17 protein-coding genes are annotated in these 20951 nt (G+C 39.1%); 9 read left to right on the top strand and 8 right to left on the bottom strand.

What is annotated here, in order from left to right:
- Positions 1-31: 31 nt before the first annotated feature.
- The gene (locus RMZ42_RS14875) at positions 32-985 is read right to left on the bottom strand and encodes a glycosyltransferase family 2 protein (RefSeq protein ID WP_322672117.1); all 954 of its coding nucleotides are present in this window, start codon (positions 983-985) and stop codon (positions 32-34) included.
- Between the two features lie 70 nt (positions 986-1055).
- Complete coding sequence (locus tag RMZ42_RS14870) at positions 1056-3263, bottom strand: polysaccharide biosynthesis tyrosine autokinase (protein WP_322672116.1); 2208 nt, start codon at positions 3261-3263, stop codon at positions 1056-1058.
- A gap of 1103 nt (positions 3264-4366) precedes the next feature.
- On the opposite strand from RMZ42_RS14870, the gene RMZ42_RS14865 reads away from it, so the two are divergent.
- From RMZ42_RS14865 to RMZ42_RS14835, 7 genes are all read left to right on the top strand, one after another.
- Positions 4367-4753: a hypothetical protein gene (locus tag RMZ42_RS14865; RefSeq protein WP_322672115.1), complete on the top strand. Its 387-nt coding sequence runs from the start codon at positions 4367-4369 to the stop codon at positions 4751-4753.
- Between the two features lie 72 nt (positions 4754-4825).
- Positions 4826-5257 (top strand): bifunctional diaminohydroxyphosphoribosylaminopyrimidine deaminase/5-amino-6-(5-phosphoribosylamino)uracil reductase RibD, encoded by a 432-nt coding sequence (locus tag RMZ42_RS14860; protein WP_322672114.1) that lies wholly within the window; start codon positions 4826-4828, stop codon positions 5255-5257.
- Between the two features lie 206 nt (positions 5258-5463).
- Positions 5464-5742, top strand: coding sequence for a hypothetical protein (locus RMZ42_RS14855; RefSeq protein WP_322672113.1), 279 nt, complete (start codon positions 5464-5466; stop codon positions 5740-5742).
- An 837-nt stretch (positions 5743-6579) separates the two neighbouring features.
- Positions 6580-7599 carry an RpoD/SigA family RNA polymerase sigma factor gene (locus RMZ42_RS14850; protein ID WP_322672112.1) on the top strand — a complete coding sequence of 340 codons (1020 nt, stop codon included), beginning with the start codon at positions 6580-6582 and terminating at the stop codon, positions 7597-7599.
- 115 nt (positions 7600-7714) lie between these two features.
- Positions 7715-8209, top strand: a complete 495-nt coding sequence (locus tag RMZ42_RS14845) for an ureidoglycolate lyase (RefSeq protein ID WP_322672111.1) — start codon at positions 7715-7717, stop codon at positions 8207-8209.
- 216 nt (positions 8210-8425) lie between these two features.
- Positions 8426-8773, top strand: coding sequence for a translation initiation factor (locus RMZ42_RS14840; protein ID WP_322672110.1), 348 nt, complete (start codon positions 8426-8428; stop codon positions 8771-8773).
- Positions 8774-8914: 141 nt separating this feature from the next.
- Positions 8915-9073, top strand: coding sequence for a YqaE/Pmp3 family membrane protein (locus tag RMZ42_RS14835; protein WP_322672109.1), 159 nt, complete (start codon positions 8915-8917; stop codon positions 9071-9073).
- Positions 9074-9493: 420 nt separating this feature from the next.
- Here the strand turns inward: RMZ42_RS14835 and RMZ42_RS14830 are convergent, their stop codons facing one another.
- The 4 genes from RMZ42_RS14830 to lpdA form a co-directional block, all read right to left on the bottom strand.
- Positions 9494-10162: a carbonic anhydrase gene (locus RMZ42_RS14830; protein WP_322672108.1), complete on the bottom strand. Its 669-nt coding sequence runs from the start codon at positions 10160-10162 to the stop codon at positions 9494-9496.
- A 117-nt stretch (positions 10163-10279) separates the two neighbouring features.
- Positions 10280-10531 carry a DUF5340 domain-containing protein gene (locus tag RMZ42_RS14825; RefSeq protein WP_069072137.1) on the bottom strand — a complete coding sequence of 84 codons (252 nt, stop codon included), beginning with the start codon at positions 10529-10531 and terminating at the stop codon, positions 10280-10282.
- 242 nt (positions 10532-10773) lie between these two features.
- On the bottom strand, positions 10774-11664 hold the full coding sequence (trpC, locus tag RMZ42_RS14820) for an indole-3-glycerol phosphate synthase TrpC (protein WP_322672107.1): 891 nt from the start codon (positions 11662-11664) through the stop codon (positions 10774-10776).
- A gap of 111 nt (positions 11665-11775) precedes the next feature.
- Entirely contained in the window at positions 11776-13200 is a 1425-nt protein-coding gene (gene lpdA, locus RMZ42_RS14815; protein WP_322672106.1) for a dihydrolipoyl dehydrogenase, read from the bottom strand.
- A gap of 428 nt (positions 13201-13628) precedes the next feature.
- Here lpdA and RMZ42_RS14810 point away from each other — a divergent pair, with 428 nt between their 5' ends.
- Together RMZ42_RS14810 and RMZ42_RS14805 are read left to right on the top strand one after the other, a co-directional pair.
- Positions 13629-15404, top strand: a complete 1776-nt coding sequence (locus RMZ42_RS14810; RefSeq protein ID WP_322672182.1) for an SWIM zinc finger family protein — start codon at positions 13629-13631, stop codon at positions 15402-15404.
- 508 nt (positions 15405-15912) lie between these two features.
- Complete coding sequence (locus RMZ42_RS14805) at positions 15913-17664, top strand: ShlB/FhaC/HecB family hemolysin secretion/activation protein (RefSeq protein ID WP_416211814.1); 1752 nt, start codon at positions 15913-15915, stop codon at positions 17662-17664.
- Between the two features lie 558 nt (positions 17665-18222).
- Here the strand turns inward: RMZ42_RS14805 and RMZ42_RS14800 are convergent.
- Together RMZ42_RS14800 and RMZ42_RS14795 are read right to left on the bottom strand one after the other, a co-directional pair.
- Positions 18223-19347 (bottom strand): hybrid sensor histidine kinase/response regulator, encoded by a 1125-nt coding sequence (locus RMZ42_RS14800; RefSeq protein ID WP_322672104.1) that lies wholly within the window; start codon positions 19345-19347, stop codon positions 18223-18225.
- Positions 19348-19363: 16 nt separating this feature from the next.
- Positions 19364-20713, bottom strand: a complete 1350-nt coding sequence (locus RMZ42_RS14795; protein WP_322672103.1) for an ATP-binding protein — start codon at positions 20711-20713, stop codon at positions 19364-19366.
- Positions 20714-20951 lie beyond the last annotated feature (238 nt).

The following is a 20951-nucleotide window of genomic DNA, read 5'->3' as shown; positions in this document are numbered from 1 at the left end:
TATTTATTCCAAAACTCACATTATTTATCACCTACAAGGTTTTTAATTTACCATCGATCAAAATTTTAAAGAAATAGCTAAATAAGAAAACAATGCCTTTGATTTTCCAATACAAACTATGCTCAAATAAAAATATTATTTTCAAGTAAATAAGAAAATCTTTATATTTTGGGCATGGTATTGTTTGGAACTCATTGATAGATGTAAAAGCTAAAAATAATGGAGAGCTAAAATTGTTTTTTTGCATAATGTAATTAAACAGTGAATTACGTTTCCAGAATCTTTTGTATTCATAGTTTTTGTCTACCTTTAAAAAAGTATTATTATGATATTTATTATTATCATGTATTCTATACTTTACTAAAGGTTTAGACATATAAAACTTTTTAGCCCCCACCAAAGAAGCTCCCCATACCAAACAGTCATCAGCCCTTACACGCCAATCTTCTAAATTTGGAATAGGTAAAAATTTTCTGACTATTTCTCTACGTATTGATAATGTTGAAGTTATAGAACCAATCCATTCACCATTATATAAAGTTTTAATTACTGAATAACCCAAATCTAAATCAACTAGATCGTCTTGAAATATGCCTTCTACTGCTCCAAATTTTTTATACGCACAAAATACAAAATCACATTCACTGCGTCTATTGTAAAAATTTAGGGCGTTTTCTAAATATTGAGGTTCATAAATATCATCGGCATCTAAAAAAAATAGAATGTCACCAGTAGCAGCTAAAAAACCTTCATTAAAAGATGATAATTGTCCTTGATTTTGTTCTTTAAAAATAGCCTTAACATTAGCTACTTGAGTAAATTTATTGATAATTTCCACAGAATTATCTGTAGATGCATCATCAACAATAATAATTTCATCAAATTTGACTGTCTGATTTAAAGCGCTATCAATTGCCTCAAATAAAAATTCAGCATAATTGTAATTATTAATTAAACAAGAAGTTTTAATTTTAGTTTTATCCATTATTACTATAGTCAAAAAATTAGATTGAGATAGTTGTAGTGATGCTAGCTTTCACAATTTATAAAAAAACTTAACGCTCTTGGCGAAATTTAGTTAAGCTGCTAGAAAATACCAAATCTTGTTCAATTTGTCGTTTTTTAGTGTCATAAAAATAATTATTAGGTTCATTTTTATTATTCACACCATTGATGACTATTCCTAATACCTTCTGACCTGACTGAGTTAAAAACTCTTTAGCTGCATTTGCACTGTTCAAGTCAACCACTCCAGGACGAACGACTAATAAGATACCGTCAGTCAAAGTGCTTAAAACAGCAGCATCTGCTATTCCTGACAATGGAGGAGTATCAAAAATTACAAGATCGTAATCTCTCCCAAAGTTACTAATTAATGTTGCCATACGTTGAGAATCTAGCATTGCCACTGGATTGGGAGGCAAAACTCCAGAAGTAAGAACTTCCAGATTAGGCATGACTTCCTGAACAACTGTATCTAAAGAAGCTTGATTAATTAGTACATTACTTAATCCCATTGTATTTGTTAGCCCCCAGATATGATGCTGTATGGGATGACGCATATCTGCATCCACCAATAACACCCTACGCCCCGCCTGAGCCATAGTCACAGCTAAATTTGCAGATACGTCAGACTTTCCTTCTTTGGCAACGGAACTTGTAATTACAATGCTTTTGAGCGGTTTATCAGAACAGAGGAACTTCAAGTTCACTTGTAGTATTTGATATGCATTACCAACAGGGAAGTAAGGAATATCTCTGCCAATAACTTTGGGAATGGCTCTATCCAGTCCTGGTATAGAAGAATGATCTTTACCATTTCTACCTTGTGTAGGAATCACTCCCAAAACACTGTATCTCAAGACTTCTTTGGCTTCTTTGACGGTCTTCACTGAGCGGTCTATCAAATCTAAAGTAAAGGCGACAATGATACCTAAGAAAAAACCAACTCCTGCTCCACCAATAATAAACAGCATTTTCCGAGGCCCTTCTGCTTTATCAGGGGTTAAAGCATAGGAAATAACACGAGCATTAGGAATCTTTTGATTCTGTGCAATATCAATCTCTTGGCGTTTCTTTAAGAGTGTTTCGTAAGTCGTTTGAGCTGCTTGCAGTTTCCGTTCTAGCTCTCGTTGACTTTGTTCTAGCCTTGGCAAATTATTTGCTCGTTTGATATAGGCATTTTGCTGTTGTTTGAGTGTGACAATTTGTCTCTCCAGACCAACACGTTCTGCCTGAGCACGAGTAATATCTGCAATTAGGCTTTGCCGCAGTTGTCCAACCTGTAAACTTCCCTGTGTTATCTGTGCTCCACCAGCTACTTGTCCTGTCCGCTCTTTTAACAAGTTCTTAAGAGCTAAGACTTTTTCTTCTAAGTTAGTAATTGTAGGGTGTTCAGGTGAAAAACGGGTACGCTCTAGTGCAAGTTGGCTTTCTGTTTCTTGAAGTTGGGCTAGCACTTTCTGAACTCCAGGTGCTTGACTCAATTCAGATTCGATTACACCTTGCCGTGAATCTATCTGAGCTTCACTGCTTAACTGTTCTAGACGACCCTTCACATCATCTAGTTGAGCTAAAGCTTGAGAAATTTGATTTCCTAACTTAGAAATGGTATCGACTGCTGCGGCTGCTTCTTGTTCCAAAACAACAACTTTATTCGTTTCTTTAAATAGCCGCAGTTTTGATTCGGCTCTTCTGACAACTTCCTCAGCTTTAGGTACTTCCGTTACAAGAACCTGTTTGGCTGTTCGCGCTTCATTCTGATTAGCCTTGATATTTAGATCGATATAACTGTCAATAACTTCATTAACGATTTTGGCAGCTAGTTCTGGATCGCCACCTTTATAAGAAAGTTGTACAACATCAGTGCCTTTAATTCCTTCTATTTTTAGTTGTTTTGCCAAATCGGGAATCGAGAGCAGTTTGCCTTGGCTATCTTTAAGATTGAGGGAATTAATCGTTTTCTCAATTACTGGATTCGATCCAATAACTCTCACCTGAGTTTCCAGGGGATTGTCGTTCACATTTAAAGCTTCTAGGCGTCCTATGTCATCTGGTAAGCCTGTGAGTGAAGAAGAGCGATTTGTTTTAATCATCAAACTTCCTTCTGCCTTGTATGAAGGTTTTAGTGAAAATGCATACAAGCATCCAAGGCTAACAGATATAGTGAAAATTCCAACTAGAGGTAGCCAACGCCGTCGAATAACTTCTAAGTATTTCTGAATATTTACTTCTTCAAAACTGGGTAAAGATTCCATCGTCATAATATATCTAAACTTTTATAAAAAGACTATTTATTTACAGAAAATTGTTCTCAGAATTTTGATTACAGTGCTAATGAAGTCTAGTTTGCGATATTAATATTTGCGTTAATTCTTAGTTAATATATTGCTGCTGATTTCTTCAATATCTGAAGTAACCTATATACTTTTGTAAGCCGCAATTTTAACTTAAATTGATATTATAGTGAGAGCAAAAACAGGATAAATCACAATTTTATCCTTGATTTAGTTACTTTACATTTTTAGGGCTTAATTTTGGTTAATTTCGTTTTGTCTTACTACTAATACAAGTATTGATTAGTAAGCTAACAATCACTATCATATTATGTAAGAACATTGATTTTTATATCTTTACAAAAAATTTATACAATATACTAATATATTCAGTCTCGGTTTGCTGATTTTGAAAAGACAAGAGGAGTTAATTCCTTCAGGGTAAGGAATAGAGCAATTGTGCCATTCTATAAACAATGGAAGCACTTCAGAGATAGACTTTGGACAGTGAAAACACATACTTATAAAGACTGGATGAATCTTTACATAAGCTAGTTCAAAACTTTAATTAACAATTAATTCTTGCTCTAAATAATAGTCAATTTTGGGAATAATACAGGACTAGCAATCATAAAATTGCATGATTTGAGCCTTGAACCTATAAAGGTTCGCAATCAGTTTAATTTGCCTTTATGTAAAAACACATTACATTTTTTAATATAAATGTACCTGTATGGTAACACGCATGAAATATAGACGGCTAGTAAGTAAATTGGCTTCAGCTTAGATTTAACGTAGCCTAGCAAAGGAGTATCAAATAACAGCGTGGTTAGAGCAAAAAATTAGTTTACATCAGACTAGTACAAAATAGCAAAAATCCAGCTACTATCTCAATTAAGCAGACAAATAGCTCAAACAACTTGTTCAACGTAGGCAAACTTCCGTCAGATTTTACTATATTTTTAATAAAATTTCCCTATATTTATTATTACCTGTGTTAATCTAAGGTACTCAAGCTAGGCTGCTATTTCTTGGTTTTTGTATCTAGGCAATTGTAATTATTAAACTGACATTAAATGTTGAGAGATTGAATGATGAAATCCTCTTCTATTATCTTAGCCGTTGTGATTAGCGCACTCACTTTCAGTAAGAGTGCCTATGCTAATCAAGAAAATGTTTCCATAACAATAGGCGATCGCGATCGCGCTGGAGTTTTATTGACAGAACCAGCTACGATTAATACTACATGGAGTAATTTTCTCGGACAGACTAATAATTCAAAACAAACTGCTGAATCAATTTCGCTAATGCAGGAGCGAGGATGCCAAAAAATTAACCCGCTTGAGTTCATCAATAACCCAAGCGCTTTTTTTAAGCAATGTCAGGAGCCAATCAAGACTCCAAGTACTGAACCAATTGAATATCTCAAGGTTCCGAAACTGGATTCTGGTATTAGTGTGACAGTTACTAAATTTTGATATGGGAACTTTTTTAACAAAAAATAGCTAATTCTTGGTTATGTGATTTATCTAGATAATTTAAGCTCAAATATGGATGAAATATTTATGCTGGCTGCTTTAGCTCAAAGTAGAAAAGCTTTGCCGGAATGTTTGCCGAACCCACCAGTAGGCTGTGCCATCGTAGATGGCCAAGAGATCGTAGCTCAAGGATACACGCAAGCACCAGGAAAACACCATGCTGAAGCTGACGCACTTAAACAGATTCAAGGCAAAGCTTTCAACTCGTTGAAAATGTATGTAACTCTTGAACCTTGTTCTTTTCATGGACGCACACCTGCATGTGCTTTAGCGATCGCTAAAGATTGTCGGATACATGAAATATATGTATCTATACTCGATCCAGACCACCGCAATAATGGTAAAGGATTAGATATTCTCAGAATTGCAGGAAAAATAGTTAATGTTGGGTTATGTGCCAATGAGGTGAATGCTTTTCTTAGCCAATATCTACTAAAGTCATAGTTGAAGAGTTAAATTAAAACTTTAATATCATACCATTTTCCTAAAAATATTTGCAATCAGCCAACCATCTATGTAAATACATAACTGTGCTTTTGTGCAACTAAAAGTTGAAACTAGTAAGCGAGAAAGCTGTGAGATATTCCTTCATTAGGAGTTTCAGACTATTTCCGACTTCTCCAAAAAGTGGGAATGTTGTTGTTTAAGCTATGCTGCATAACAATCAACTAGATACCCTTACACAAAAATCTTTTCGCTTCAAGAGGATATTAGTTAGGGCGATCGCGGGTGTTACTGTCTTGCCAAGTATCATCCTTGATGTTAGTGTTACCACGTTAGCACTTTTAGTCCATAAAATTTCTCTAGAAGTAATCAAGTTGATTATACCGCATCCAGTAGAGATGTCTGCGTTAAATTATAACATAAGTGCAATTGTCACAGATATCTGCGTCTTCTCGATCGTCCTAAATCCCAGGAAAGAGATATGAGTAAGAATGAATGTACAGATGTAGCAGTGCTAGTCTGTGCAAGTGTTCTGGATACCGCATAATTAATTTCACCAGATGCCTGATTACTAAAGTATTTGACCATATTCTTAAAGAAAGCGGTTATTAAAGAGGGAAGCAGGAGAAGTTCTTTCATGTTTAGCGATCGCCCACTATATATCTGGCTTGATATGCTTAGATTGTATTACAAAAAAAACGAGTTAAGAAATGGATATTTTATACTTAATAAATTTTTATTTAATGAGATTACATTGATTGATAAGTAGACTATGAAAAATTAAAAAAATAAAGTTTTTGTGATATTTTAAAAATTGGTATTAATAATTTATCTCTTAGAAAATAGAATTGTGGCTCAGGATTTTTTACTTTTACAGTAAACGCATTGGATAACTAGACTAAATTTAATTATTAATTGTATTTTAAAATATGCAAAAATCAATGATAGAGGAATGTAATCACTTCCAAGGATATGCTAATGATACTTTAGGTATTTGATTTGTGATCGGTGATGATGTTATTATTAAGGGGTAGGTTGATTTTGGGTTTATTATCTCCAACAATTAACTTGTAATGTATCATAGACCAGAATTCATCAGTGTTGCAAATTGATTAGACCTTTTGCATAAATTACAAACTAATAAACCCACCTCGCCAAAGCGTAGCTTTGTCTACCTTCCCCAAAAGTGGGAAGGAAATTAAAGGATGGGGTGTTAAGTACTTTTGCAAGATATCTATGATTAGCAGTGTGAAATGGCTGTGGGTCTGAATATCTAGACTTGATACCAATAAATTGATGAGGTTACAGAGGAGCAAATAACCATGAGCAACTTAACATCTCCACATACCGAAGTTCAAAAAACGAAGAAAAAAAGTTTAACCGCAGATAAAAAGCCTCGATCTACAGATGATATTGTGCGTAGTTATCTGCAAGAGATCGGGCGTGTAGATTTGTTGACTCGCGAACAAGAGGTTATTTTTGCCCAACAAGTGCAGCAGATGATGAATTTATTAGCTGCTAAGGAAGAATTGGCTGTCAAATTAAACCACGAACCCACGCTACAAGAATGGGCAGATCGGGTGGAGTTAAGTGTGGAGGTGCTAGAGCAACAGCTAAATTTAGGACACCAGGCCAAGCAGAAAATGATTCAGGCTAATCTCCGGTTAGTGGTAGCTGTGGCAAAGAAATACCAGCACCGTAATCTGGAATTTATGGATTTAATTCAAGAAGGTACTTTAGGTTTAGAGCGAGGGGTAGATAAATTCGATCCCGCCCTTGGTTATAAGTTTTCTACCTACGCTTACTGGTGGATTCGTCAAGGAATTACACGGGCGATCGCTCAACAAGGACGTACAATTCGTTTACCTATCCACGTCTTTGAGAAACTGAACAAAATTAAACGGGTACAGCGAGAATTATCTCAACACTTAGGTCGCGTTCCTACTACTGCTGAAATTGCCACTGCCTTATCTTTGACACCTAGCCAAGTTCGAGAGTGTTTGTACTTAGCTCGTCAACCCTTCTCTTTAGAGGCGCGAGTTGGCGAACAACAAGATACAGAATTGCAAGACATACTGGAGGATGATGGCCCTTCTCCCGAAGATTATGCCGTTGAAGAATCTCTCCACCAAGACTTACAAGACTTATTGGCAAAGCTGTCTCCCCAGCAGCGAGAAATATTAACCCTGCGCTTTGGTCTAACGGATGGGTATGAACTTTCTTTAGCACAGATTGGCGATCGCATGGGTATTAGTCGAGAACGGGTGCGTCAGATAGAACAAAAAGCTCTTAGTCTCCTCCGGCGCCAAAAAGAACAAGTACGTAGTTATCTAGCTAGCTGAGGTTATTTTTTCAGAGTTTAGGGCATTTAAACTCAGGAAGTCACCATCATAACTATGTAAAATTCAGTCATTATGGCCGAAAATAAACTTAGATAATCTCTCTTAATGATTTGATATGAGCACATCAAAGACAGTGCAACAGTTGCAAGTGCAATGGGTGACTCCTGAAAACTTTCGGCGTTATGGACAGGTTATTTTTGCAAGTCTTGATGGCAAAACTTACGATGGGGAAGATGCCCAGTTAAACCTGCAAAACGGGATTCCACGATTTTATCTTATGCGGTTGGAGAAAATAGGACGAAAGTTCCACAAAATTACTCGCCATATGCAATGCACTCAATGTCTGGGTTCTTTGGAAGGGAAGGATTGGTTAATTGCAGTTTGTCCTCCTCATAATGATGTGAGTGAACCAACATTAGAAGAAATTGCTGCTTTCCGCATTCCGGGGAATTGTTTTATCAAGCTACATGAGGGTACTTGGCACGCTGGTCCTCATTTTGACCATGAAGCTGTGGATTTTTATAATTTGGAACTGGCTGATACAAATATGGTGGATCATTTCACCCATGATTTTCTCAAGAGTCATCAATTAGAGTTTGAGATGGTTTAAGTAAAATTAGGTTGAATTATAGATATATACAAGCCATTTTCTGGAATCAGTTTAACCATTTCAATCTACTTTCTACTGAAGGAAAGATTAATTCAAGTATTACGTCAATTTGGTTATGATGTATGGAAGTGTAATGTTAGCCTATAAATTGTATCCCAGTAGAATAGTTGCGTAGAACTTTCCACTGCTTTTGAAATTTTTCTTAAACATTCATTTATGTCTTCTTCCAATTCTCAATCTTCTGACAAAAGCTTTGTCTACCGTGAATTTGGCAACGACAACTCCGCCGCCACAGAAAGACCAATTCCAGAACTACCCCCACAACAACAAAACTTGAAAGTACAAGCTTCCCGCAAAGGACGCAAAGGCAAAACCGTCACAGTCGTTAGCGGTTTTCAAGCCAAACCGGAAACCTTAGCAGATTTGGTGAAGCAGTTAAAAACCCAGTGTGGGACAGGCGGGACACTTAAAGATAACGAAATTGAAATTCAGGGCGAACACAAACAGAAAATTCTTGAGATTTTGACCAAGCTAGGTTACAAAGTCAAAATTAGCGGTGGCTAATCTTGAGTGCGGTTTACCGTATATAAACCGCGATCTAGATGAAGAGAGGAAATGTTATCTTTGAAATGTACAAATATGCTTGAACAGTGGTGAATCAGTTTGCCAACAAGCTGTCTTTTCTGAGATAAACAGGAGGTTTAAATGGATTTAGTTCGGATTCTGTGTGCCATTTTCGTGCCACCTTTGGGAGTTTTTTTACAAGTAGGTTTTGGTATAGACTTTTGGATTAATATACTTTTGACGCTTTTTGGTTACATTCCTGGAATTATTCATGCAGTGTGGATAATTGCGAAGAAATAATTTTTTGTCGGAGTAGGTTAAGCGTATCCATATCGGTGTTACTAATTCTAATAGAGGCAATTCATGAATTGCCTCTATAAAAAATATTAGTAAATTTTCTGTTCTATATTCATTCGTAATATCAGGTTTACTTAATACTTATAATGTTTGTAGGTTCTCTTGAAAGAGAAAAGTCAATATTTGATGCTTGTTTATGTTCAGTTTCACTGACATTTAATCCAACTTATATTGCTAGATTTTATTATCAGTAATCACCCGATCTTGACATTACTTTAATAAACAAAAAACTCTAAAAATACTATTTTATTTTTTAAATACACGTAAGCACTGCCCAATAAAACTCGATATCTAAATAAGATTTGTAAAAACACGATTTATCAACTCTATAATGCAGGCTTCGGTGTGGCTGAAAATACCGAATTAACTCTCATGTGTTAACATGGCATAGAGTCTAAACTCTAAAAGCAAGGGGCAAATGTGCAATTGCCATTGCACAGTTGAAACGTTTAAATCTTTGATTAACCCAGTGTGTATATCTAGTACCCAGCCATGAACCATAGGCGCTTTTCGCTCATGGAGTACCTGACGCATGATGGAAGTTTGGTAAATATTTTTTACTTGCGCCACAACATTGATTTCTGCCAAGCGATTCAAACGTTCTTCTCTTGTTGGCAAAGCATCAATTTCTTCTTGTTTCTGTAGATACAGTTCCCGAATTGGATTTACCCAGTTATCAAGAATTCCAATCGTTCGCCCTTCTAAAGCTGCCTTAATTCCTCCGCAATCGTAGTGACCACAAACGATAATGTGTTCCACTTTTAGGTGTAAAATTGCGTATTCTAAAACGGCTAAAAAGTTTATATCCGTTAGAGAAACTTGATTGGCAATATTACGATGTACAAATAGCTCTCCTGGTTCTGTACGGGTAAATTTTGTTAATGCCAGACGACTATCAGAACACCCAATGTATAGAAAAGGTGGTGTTTGTCCGTTAGATAATTCTTGAAAGTAAGTTGGATCTAGAGCTAGCTTTTCGGCAACCCAAGCCTGATTATTTCTGAGGAGTTCATCAATGCTGTTGTATTTCATCTTTCGTCAAATTCGAGAGAGAATCTCATCAATTTTTTATTTTAACCGATCTACAGTTTTGTCTAAATCAAGATGAACTTTCTCTGAACTAAAATCTTATAAAGATGACAATCTTTTTCAATCGGGGGCAACAACTTTGCTATCGTTATGATGGTTGATTGACCAACGGTGATCGATAGTTACAGAGGAAAACTCGCAAATTTCTTCTAGTCGCTTTTGCTGTACAGCAGCTTTACGGAGAGTAATAATTAGCTGATTCACCTGATGCCGTAAATCTGGGTTATCATTGACTGCTAACATAGTTTGTCTTTCTAAGAGTTGAAGTATAAGTTCGTAGTGAATAGGCGAAGGTAGAGGAATTTGCTCCATGAAGTTAACTTTTGATTTCATATTTGGGATTTTGTATGAGTTACAGTTTATTTCTTGTTAATAAATTGTTACATAATAAATAACTAGTTGCTTATGGCTTTGGTTTGATTAGCAATGAAGATTTGGCAAAGATATTGATGATATTTGATAGCAAAGTGCTGCGTGTATACGCATAGTATGCCCAATTGCTTAACTATTATGTGCAGTTGCCCTGCGCCTTTTAGGGCAGGTGGGTGTTTATTTTAAAAATTCCTCGGTAATATACGAGCGATCGCAGCGCCGGGATCTGGTTGTTTTACCAAAGATTCTCCAATGAGTACAGCAGATGCACCTGCTGTCAGCACTAAACTCAAATCTTCTGGGTTGTGTAGTCCTGACTCGCTGACAACAAGGATATTTTTCTCTTGCAATTGTCTACCTCTTGCAGCCAAAAGTTGGCAAGTAGTTTGCAGATCGACAGAGAAATCTTCCAAATTGCGATTATTGATACCTATTAAGGAGACTCCATCTAAGGCTAACACCCGGTCAAGTTCTGCCAAACTATGGACTTCAATCAAAACTGCCATTTTCAGGTTATTAGCAATTTTGAGGAAGTATTGCAAATCTCGATCGCTCAGGATAGCTGCAATCAACAAAATCGCATCTGCACCCTGAACCCGCGCTAAGTACATCTGGTAAGGATAGATGACAAACTCTTTACACAGTAGGGGCAAATCTACGGCAGCCCGGACTTTGGCTAAATTGTCAAAACTACCTTGAAAGAACTTGACATCTGTCAGCACAGAAAGACAACTAGCACCTCCTTGCTGATAAGACAGGGCGATCGCTACTGGGTCAAAATCTGCTCGTAAAACGCCTTTACTAGGTGAAGCTTTTTTCACTTCGGCAATCAATGCTGGCTTTGTCTTACCTTGACGCAAAGCAGCAACAAAATCACGGGTTGGTGGCGCAGAGAGTGCTTGATGTTGCAATTCCCGTAAAGGCAGCCTTTCACGCATTTGGTCAACTTCTACTTCTTTATGCCAGACAATTTCTTCCAAAATATTGTTTGGCGCTGCATCAGGTACGGCAGCCTGATAACGTAACATGGACACGGAAATAGCTGGGTTAGGTGAACGGCGACGGATTTGCATAATTAGTCACTAGTCATTAGTCATTGGTCATTTGTCATTAGTCATTGGTCATTTGTCATTGGTCATTTGTCCTTGTTTATTGACAAAGGACAAATGACAGAGGACAAATGACTAAATGGCTCGTTTATAAGCTTCGTCCAGGACTTCTGAGAGTGTCGGGTGGGCGTGAACTAGATGTGCGAGACTTTGCACAGATTGACGGTTGGCGATCGCAGCTGAGGCTTCATGAATTAAGTCTGAGGCGTGCAGTCCGAAAATGTGGACGCCCAAGACTTCTCCGGTGTCTTTGCGATATATCACCTTGGCAATACCGTCAGCTTCATTTTCTGCCAACGCTTTGGAATTTCCTTTGAAGTAACTCCTACTGGTGGCAATTTCAAACCCTTCAGCTTGTCCTAACTCCTTAGCTGCTGTTTCAGTTAAGCCTACATAGCTGACCTCTGGGTGGGTAAACGCTGCTGCGGGGATGCTGCGATAGTCTACTATTCTTTCCCTCCCAACTATATTTTCTACGGCGATGATGCCTTGAGCAGAAGCCGCATGTGCTAACATCATCTTCCCATTAGCATCGCCAATTGCCCACAAATGCGGTACGACTTCACCTGCTGATAGTACTGCCATGCGATCGTCTACTGGAATAAAATTCCGCCGATCGAGTTCCACACCCACAGACTCTAAACCAAGATTTTTGGTCGCTGGGATGCGTCCCGTAGCCACCAAACAAGCATCTACCTCGATGACATCTACATCTTCCTTGGTTTTGAAATCTGCTAACTCAATTACCACAGGTGAACCGGGAATGACTTTTTTGGCGTATATCCCGACTTTCGTTTCAATATCGCGGGGAGTAATTAGCACCCGTTCGGCAAGTTTGGCAATATCGCGGTCAAATCCTGGCATTAACTGATCTAGGGCTTCAATCAAAGTGATTTCACAACCCAAAGCTGAGTAAATATCAGAAAATTCTAAGCCGATGTAACCACTACCAATAATTGCTACCCACTCTGGTAGCGATTCCAATTTCACACCTTGGTCGCTGGTAAAGACAGTTTTACCGTCTACTTCAATCCCTGGAGGCACAAAAGGAATTGAACCTGGCGAAAGGATAATGTCTTTGGCTGTAATGGTTTTTTCACCGCCGTCTCCAGTAATAGAGATTTTTTGCGCGCCAGCGATTTTTCCCCAACCTCTGATGATATCGACCCCTAGACGCTTGAGACTGTTGGTTAAGTCGCCTTGAAGTTTCGAGACAAGATTGGTAGCATGATTGGCGATCGCTTGGCGATCGAATTCCACGCTACCAATTTGAATTCCCAGTGACTTGAGGTGGTGGGCATTGCGTAACTCCCGCACACGTCCAGATGCTGCCAGCAGCGCTTTAGAAGGAATACAGCCCCGATTAATACAGGTTCCTCCCATATCAGCAGCTTCAATAATTGCTGTTTTCAAACCACAACTTACGGCGTGTAAGGCTGCGCCATGTCCGCCTACACCAGCGCCGATAATTACTAAATCGTAATCATATCCTTGACTCACGTTAGTTTCCCCGTCTGCTTCGCCTATTTATTCTCAACTTGACCGACAATCAGCGCAACCCTTTTAACAGTTATCAGTTATCAGTTTTATCGCTGAACTCTAAATCCCTTACCTTACATTACCCTGACTGTTTACTGTTGACTGTTCACTGATTTCAGGTTTGGGTATTGCTAACTCAAATTATGATTCACTCACTTCTGGCGAAAATATGGATATTTTCATTATATGGGTTGGTTTTCCCAGAAAAGCGACAATAAATTAAGTGAGTATTTGCAGGACAATGAAACTTATTTCCAGTTCTGAGCTAGTTAATGAATAGAAATTGCAGTCTCATTCAGAATCGCCACACCTTTTTCTTTACAGCGCGTTAGCGTAACACTAAGCTGGATTTAGGATTGATCCAGAAGATTTACGCAGGCGATCGCTCGATGTCTATTCCCCAAATTAGTGAATTTACTATCCGCCGTCATGCCAACGCCAAATCTTTCCAGCGAGGCGAGGCATATTATAACGCTGGTGCTGTTAATGCCGTTATCCAACGCGGTCATCTGCTTCAGGCAGATGTTGTAGGCACTGAAGCTAGACCTTATCATGTCAGCCTGAATTTCGATAGCAGTGGGTTAACCTCAGTAAAATGCACCTGTGCCTACAACTATGAAGGTTGGTGCAAACACATTGTAGCCACGATGCTCGTTTGTGCGCGTAACTCAGAAAATATTGAGCAGCGCCCCACCCTGGAAGAACTACTAAATCGCCTGAATTATATCGAAACTCAAAGGCTACTGCAAGAGTTGGTAGCGGAATACCCCCTCCTAATTGAGGCGATTGACCGTCATGTAAGTTGGATGACGAATCCTGCTGACAATCAAACAACCATAAAATTCGTGCGCCGCAATACTCTCGATCCGGCTCCCTTTCGGCGGCAAGTGCGGCAGATTCTCAAGGATACCGTGCGCTACTTTGAGGAAGGATACGAAGAGGACCCGATTGGCGAAGATTTGCTGAGTGTAGTGCAAACTGCGGTAGATTTTAGCGAACGGGGAGAAGGTGAAAATGCGATCGCTATTTTGGAGGCGATTACCTCTACCTGTGCGGAAAATTGGGATGATGTTGCCGAATACGGCGCTGAAAATGATGAAGTTGTCGGCGAATTAAATAATGCTTGGTGTGAAGCAATTCTAATCGCCGAACTTACTCCAGAAGAAAAAGTTGATATTCAAATAAATTTGGAAGCTTGGCAAGATGAGTGGAATGCTGATTTTGGTCTAGTTATGGAGGCTTTACGCCAAGGTTGGGATTATCCGCCACTGGTACAAGTTCTCCAAGGTAACATTACTGAAAGGGGAGCATGGGAAGAAGACGTACCAGATTATGCTGATGATTTGGCATTAATTCGCCTGAAAATTCTCGAACGTCAAGAACGTTATCAAGAATACCTGTATTTAGCAGAAGCGGAAGGGCAAACCCAGCAATATCTGACAATGTTGGGGCGTTTAGGCAGGGTGGAAGAAGCAATTGATGCTGCTCAAACCCAGATGAACTCAATGGAAGAAGCCTTTGCCCTAGCCAAAACACTCAGCGTTCAGGGAGCATTACAGCAAGCACTAGATATAGCCGAGAGTGGATTAAATTTACCGGGTAATTGTCAGTATGAATTGGCAATTTGGACAAGTGATTTAGCTATTAAATTAGGTAATAGTGAAGCTGCTTTATCAGCAATCAAGGCGGCTTTTCAAATGAAGCCCTGCTTTGTGGATTACCAAAAGATGGCAGAATTGGCTGGGGAAAACTGGGAAAGTGTCAAAACAGACCTGCTGAGAATTGTCCGTACTTATAATGGTTGGGGAACAGAATCAGCCAAGGTGGATATATTCTTGTATGAAGGGCTAATTGATGATGCAATTGCGATCGCTAGCGAACTAAGTTCCGATCGTTCAGAGTTAATTCACCGAGTCATGGATGCTGCTATTCCTCATAATCCTGGTTGGGTAATTGCTAATGCTCGTCGCCGTGCCGAAAAAATTATGGATGCAGGTAAAGCCGAATACTATTATTACGCGGTTGAATGGTTGAAAAAGGCGCGTAATGCCTACCTGAAATCTGGGAAGAAAGCTGACTGGTTAAGCTATCGGGAAAACTTGATGCAAACTCACGCTCGTAAACGTAAATTGATGGGAATGTTTAAGGAAAGTGGTATGGAGTAGAGCTCTTGCAAAAAGCACTTTTGCACTCTTGGGGGTAAAGGGGAAAGGATGGAATTTTCCCTTACCCTTTAACCTTTCACCTTTCCCCAACTTCAAGGCAAAAGTTACTTTTGCAAGACGTCTACTGATTGCAGCACACTCTCATCAGAAATTTGGTATCAGATTTAAACTGTAAAAAAAGCACGGAGATACTACGCATAGTTTGCTTCCACGTAGTGGTACGGAAAGCCTTTGACTACATAAATTTTGCTTACCAAGGATTTTGGGCAACGCATAATTAATTTAATTTCACCAGATATCTCATTAATACTTTTAAGTCTGCAATCACCAGATGATTTAGCTTTTAAATTGCGATTTGCTCAAGACATCAACTTTAACGACAAAAGATGAAGTAAGATTCACATCTGAAGCAGTCCCCGTATAATCCCATAGTTACTGACAAAAATAGTCCAGTGCGATGATTGATAAATACCCTCAGAATCTTATAGTGTCCTGCTTACCGCTGAGTATGTTTCTATTACTTAGCAGTACATTTTTAAGTCCACTGCAAGCTCAGGCTGTTGATACTACACAATTACCAAGTGGTGATTTCATCCTATCACAACAAATTCCACCACCACAGGATATCCAACCACCCACAACACCTTCACCACTTCCCTCACCGGAAGTGCCACAGCCACTCCCCCCACCAGCAGAACTACTTCCACCCTCTGCCCCAACTCCTACACCTGATACACCACTCCCTGGCAACTTTCCTCAAACTATTGTTGTTGAACGCTTTGAAGTCGTTGGTAGCACAGTTTTCAGTGCCCAAGAATTAGCCAAAGCCACTGCTGAATTTACCAAACGACCGATCTCACTGACCCAAGTGTATCAAGCACGTTCTAAAATCACCGAGCTATATGTCAAAAATGGTTACATTACTTCTGGTGCTTATATTCCACCTCAAACAATCCAATCTGGTGTTCTTAAAATTCAGGTGGTCGAAGGTAAATTAGAAGATATTCAGGTAACTGGGACTCGGCGGCTGAATCCGAATTATGTCCGTAGCCGACTAGCAATCGCGACATCACCACCTCTGAATCGCCAGCGTTTATTAGAAGCCCTGCAACTTTTGCAACTTAATCCTTTGATTAAAAACGTGACTGCTGAACTCTCAGCAGGATCGCAAACGGGTACGAGTCTTTTAGAAGTTAAAATCAGTGAGGCAAAAACCTTTAGCGGTCAAATAGTTCTTGATAATGGGCGATCGCCCAGTGTTGGCAGTTTCCGACGCGGGTTAAGATTGAATGAAGCCAACTTACTCGGATTGGGAGATGGTCTGAGTGTAGGCTACACTAATACCGATGGTAGCAATTCCTTTGATGCTAGCTACACGTTGCCTCTCAATCCCCGCAACGGAACGCTTACCTTTAACTATGGCACTACGTCAAGTAATGTCATTGAGCCTCCTTTCGACTTCCTAGATATCGAATCGGCTTCTCGCTACTACGAACTGACATTCCGCCAGCCAATAATCCAAACTCCTACACAAGAATTCGCTCTGGGGTTAACAGCTTCCCGACGCGAAAGTGATATCTCGTGGATACTACAGAGAGAGAACCCACCAGCTCCCCCCTCTTTACTTTCACCTGGCGCTGATAATGAGGGACGCACTAGGGTATCTGCGTTGCGAGTTTTTCAAGAATGGACGAGTCGTAACAGCCGGGAAGTCATCGCCCTACGCTCTCAATTCAGTTTGGGCATAGATGTGTTGAATGCCACGGTTAATCAAGATGCTCCTGATAGCCGTTTTTTTGCTTGGCAAGGGCAAGCACAGTGGGCCCGCCTTTTAGCTCCTGAAACCTTACTATTATTACGTTTAAATACGCAACTTGCATCTACAACACTTTTGCCTATAGAGCAATTTGGCTTAGGTGGGCAGGATAGCATTCGCGGCTACCGTCAAGATTATCTGCTGACGGATAATGGTACTTTTGTTTCTGCGGAAGTTCAAGTACCGATTCTGCGCTTACCTCAGATAAATAGCATCTTACAGGTTATCCCCTTTGTGGATTTTGGTGTTGGCTGGAACAGTTCTGGTAAAGATAATCCCGACCATAATACTTTAGCTGCTGTTGGTCTGGGGTTGCGTTGGGCACAGGGCGATCGCTTCACCGTTCGTCTTGACTGGGGTATTCCTTTGGTATCTGTTAACTCAAATGAGAGAACATTACAAGAAAACGGTCTGTATTTTAGTTTACTTTATAATCCTTTTTAACTGCTGTCCATGTCCACCCTCAACTCTTAATAGGGTGGACATGGACAGTAGTCAATGATGAAAAAACGATGATTATCTAGGTTTTTATAAAAAAGACCCTGGGTTATGATTCCAGGGTGCATACACGTTTTTCAGGCATTAATAGGTTGAATAATAACTTTGTAAAATAGTTATTTCTACTATCTATAGAATGATACAAAAGTAGATTTAGTTATTTTAGTCGCGCAATACATCTACCGTTGGGAGTATACAAATATTGGAAGAGGCAAGTTATCTGGCAATATTTTGATTGGATTAACCTTCAAATGCTGCTGTAATTAATCTATATAATTTAAACTAAATAATTTAAGCTAATTTTATTTTTGCTGGGTGCATCAAAATACATCCAAAATTATAGCGGTAGTCACATAGGTTAGGTTAGGACATAATGACAAGCGTGAATGCTAGAAATAGCAATAGTTTTACCTTCTGCCTTCTGCCTCCTGCCTCCTGCCTTCTGTTATAAATGTAATTTCTTGGGAGATATCCGCAAAATAATCGGTGGTGAAGGAGAATAACTTAAGTATTTTTAGGTAGTTGCACAGTAAATAAACTACCTCTCCCTACTTCAGAAGCGACCTTGATAGTTCCTGCGTGCCCTTCTATAATGCGATGGGATAGATGTAGTCCTAAGCCACTACCCGAACGTTTATTTCTGCCTTGGCGAAATCGCTCGAAAATTGTTGCCCGATCTTCTGGCGCAATTCCATATCCTGTATCTTCTACCTCAAGTATTACCGAATCTGGATCTCCTGGATTAGATGATGTTTCATAAATGCGGATTGTTATGCCTCCTGTATCTGTAAATTTGATGGCATTTGCAATCAGGTTGTTTAACACTCGCCGTAATTCCAAACGATCGCCCATGATAATAGCAGCGTTTGGACTCAGTGGATCTAATTGATGGGTATCAATTTCCAGAGTCAAGCCTTTTTCATTAGTTAGAGGACTTAGTTCGCTGACTACTTCTTGAGATATTTCACATAAATCGCATTCCTCCCAATTCAAGGTTTTTTTACCCGCCTCGAAGCGATACACTTCTAATAGGGTGTTGACCATTTCCATCAGATTTTGGTTACTGCGAATCATGACTGCGATCGCTTGTTTCATTTCCGGCGAAATTTTGCAGAATGTTTCCATTTCAAACAAATTCAACATGCGATCGGCGGCTACTAGGGGAGTTCGTAAATCATGAGTCAGACGGGAAACAAAATCTTCCCGTTGGCGGGCCATTTTTTGTTGTTCGTCCAGACTGTGCTTGAGACGTAATAGCGATCGCACCCTTGCTAGTAGTTCATCAGTATCAAATGGTTTACGAATAAAATCGTCAGCTCCAGCATCCAAACCTTCGACAACGCTGGATTGATGAAAGGCAGTAATTAATAGAATTGGAATATAAGAAATTGCAGGGTTATTCCGAATCCGACGTGTGACTTCATAGCCATCTATCCCCGGCATCATTACATCTAACAGAATCAGATCGGGTGGAGATTGCTCAATTTTCCGTAAAGCTTTTATTCCATCTGAAGCCAAATCAATTTCATACCCCTCACTTTCTAAAATGGCTTGAACCAAAATCAGATTATCTTGAGTGTCGTCAACTGCTAATATCCGATAAATTTTATTATTTTCAACTACAGACATGATTTATAAATTTGTATCAGTTTTTCTGGAAGTAATTTTTAAATTTAGGATATTCTATTGGTGCTTTTCTGGCTTGAGAAGATGACTGATGAGGATTTGGCGCAGGAGAAAAAAAATCATCGTTATCTAACTGTGAAGCTGGAGCATTTGCGGCTACAGTCGGTAATGTAATTTGACGTGGCAATTCAATTTTAAACATTGAACCCACCCCCAATTTACTCTCAAGAAATATTTTACCGCCCATCATTCGCACTAGCGAATCTATAATTGCCAAACCCAGACCTGTACCTGGATATTTGCGAGTGATAGTTTGATCTACTTGCCGAAATGCTTCAAAAATATGTTTAAAATCTCTGGGAGCTATGCCTATACCTGTATCTTGAACGATAATTACTACTCGGTTTCCAGGTAGTTCCTTAACCTCAACCCAGATTTCACCAGACTCTGTGAATTTAATGGCGTTGGAAAGCAAGTTAATCAAAATCTGTTTGACACGAACTGGATCGTTAAATATCAAAGGATTTTGCAAATCGGTTTGTACTAACAATGAAAGATTTTTAGCATCAGCTAGGGAACGCATTTCACTGACAACGAGATTGATTACCTTTGATATATCAAATCTTTCTGCCTTTAAATCTAATCCTCCTCCCTCCAGCTTGGAAAAGTCGAGAACTTCATTGAGTAGCATCAGTAAATGCTTCCCATTATTCAAAATGCGCTCAACCATATCTGCTTGCTGGTGCGTTAGTTGACCGAATTTAGGACGCAAGAGTATTTGTGAAAAACCAATAATCGCATTCATCGGCGTTCTAAGTTCGTGGGAAATAGTTGCCAAAAAAAGTGATTTTAGACGTGATGCCTCCAATAACTTGAAGTTTTGCATTTGAATCTGTTGCTGTTGTCTCTCCAATTCTTGGTTCTTACAAATGAGTTGTTCATGAGTTTCTCTAAGGTGCTGGTTTGCCAAATCGACCTGCATTTGTGCTTGATAAATCCGAATCGCACTCCGTAAAACTTGCGACAAACTTTCTGGGGATATTCTAGACTTAGAGAGATAGTCTGTAGCACCAGCTTTCAATAATTCGAGAGTAATTTGTTCATCTCCTTGACCAGTTAAAACTACTAAAGGAACTTTAATTTCTGAAGAACGTAGCTGTTGAATCAAGGTTAGTGCGTCCCGATCTGGTAAACGATAGTCGAGGAAAACACAATCGTAAGTAGTAATGCTTAAGACAGAGAATGCTTCATTACCATTGCCTACTTCAGACAGTTCTATCTGAACACCTGCTTTAGTCAGGGCAGAACAGATTGCTATCCGGTCTACTTCGTCATCGTCTACAACCAAAATTTTCAGCGTCTCTTCCATCGGTTTTAACTTTCGCCGCCAAACATAGGTTGATGTATAATATTTATCTTTTATCTTTTTAGATTATCCAACTAAAGAATATAAAATTTCCCTTCATCTAAAACCTGTAATTTGATTGATTAAGGTATTTTGCATAGGATCCACTTTAATACCTGCTTGATATTCATCACATTAACTTCGTTATCCTCCGTTAGTAGTATGTCGCTCGTTTCGAGTCTTTCCTTGCGTTGAATTGAGT

It is taken from the genome of Nostoc sp. DedQUE05, from assembly GCF_034530955.1.
Classification (GTDB): Bacteria; Cyanobacteriota; Cyanobacteriia; order Cyanobacteriales; family Nostocaceae; genus Nostoc.
The sequence above is the reverse complement of the archived record's forward strand: the minus strand, read 5'-3'. Positions and strand labels throughout refer to the sequence as shown.

What these genes read in the sequence shown, in the direction of transcription:
- RMZ42_RS14875 (WP_322672117.1), bottom strand. Translation starts at nt 985, where the DNA reads ATGGATAAAACTAAAATTAAAACTTCTTGTTTAATTAATAATTACAAT.
- RMZ42_RS14870 (WP_322672116.1), bottom strand. Translation starts at nt 3,263, where the DNA reads ATGACGATGGAATCTTTACCCAGTTTTGAAGAAGTAAATATTCAGAAA.
- RMZ42_RS14865 (WP_322672115.1), top strand. Translation starts at nt 4,367, where the DNA reads ATGATGAAATCCTCTTCTATTATCTTAGCCGTTGTGATTAGCGCACTC.
- RMZ42_RS14860 (WP_322672114.1), top strand. Translation starts at nt 4,826, where the DNA reads ATGGATGAAATATTTATGCTGGCTGCTTTAGCTCAAAGTAGAAAAGCT.
- RMZ42_RS14855 (WP_322672113.1), top strand. Translation starts at nt 5,464, where the DNA reads ATGCTGCATAACAATCAACTAGATACCCTTACACAAAAATCTTTTCGC.
- RMZ42_RS14850 (WP_322672112.1), top strand. Translation starts at nt 6,580, where the DNA reads ATGAGCAACTTAACATCTCCACATACCGAAGTTCAAAAAACGAAGAAA.
- RMZ42_RS14845 (WP_322672111.1), top strand. Translation starts at nt 7,715, where the DNA reads ATGAGCACATCAAAGACAGTGCAACAGTTGCAAGTGCAATGGGTGACT.
- RMZ42_RS14840 (WP_322672110.1), top strand. Translation starts at nt 8,426, where the DNA reads ATGTCTTCTTCCAATTCTCAATCTTCTGACAAAAGCTTTGTCTACCGT.
- RMZ42_RS14835 (WP_322672109.1), top strand. Translation starts at nt 8,915, where the DNA reads ATGGATTTAGTTCGGATTCTGTGTGCCATTTTCGTGCCACCTTTGGGA.
- RMZ42_RS14830 (WP_322672108.1), bottom strand. Translation starts at nt 10,162, where the DNA reads ATGAAATACAACAGCATTGATGAACTCCTCAGAAATAATCAGGCTTGG.
- RMZ42_RS14825 (WP_069072137.1), bottom strand. Translation starts at nt 10,531, where the DNA reads ATGGAGCAAATTCCTCTACCTTCGCCTATTCACTACGAACTTATACTT.
- trpC (WP_322672107.1), bottom strand. Translation starts at nt 11,664, where the DNA reads ATGCAAATCCGTCGCCGTTCACCTAACCCAGCTATTTCCGTGTCCATG.
- RMZ42_RS14810 (WP_322672182.1), top strand. Translation starts at nt 13,629, where the DNA reads ATGTCTATTCCCCAAATTAGTGAATTTACTATCCGCCGTCATGCCAAC.
- RMZ42_RS14805 (WP_416211814.1), top strand. Translation starts at nt 15,913, where the DNA reads ATGTTTCTATTACTTAGCAGTACATTTTTAAGTCCACTGCAAGCTCAG.
- RMZ42_RS14800 (WP_322672104.1), bottom strand. Translation starts at nt 19,347, where the DNA reads ATGTCTGTAGTTGAAAATAATAAAATTTATCGGATATTAGCAGTTGAC.
- RMZ42_RS14795 (WP_322672103.1), bottom strand. Translation starts at nt 20,713, where the DNA reads ATGGAAGAGACGCTGAAAATTTTGGTTGTAGACGATGACGAAGTAGAC.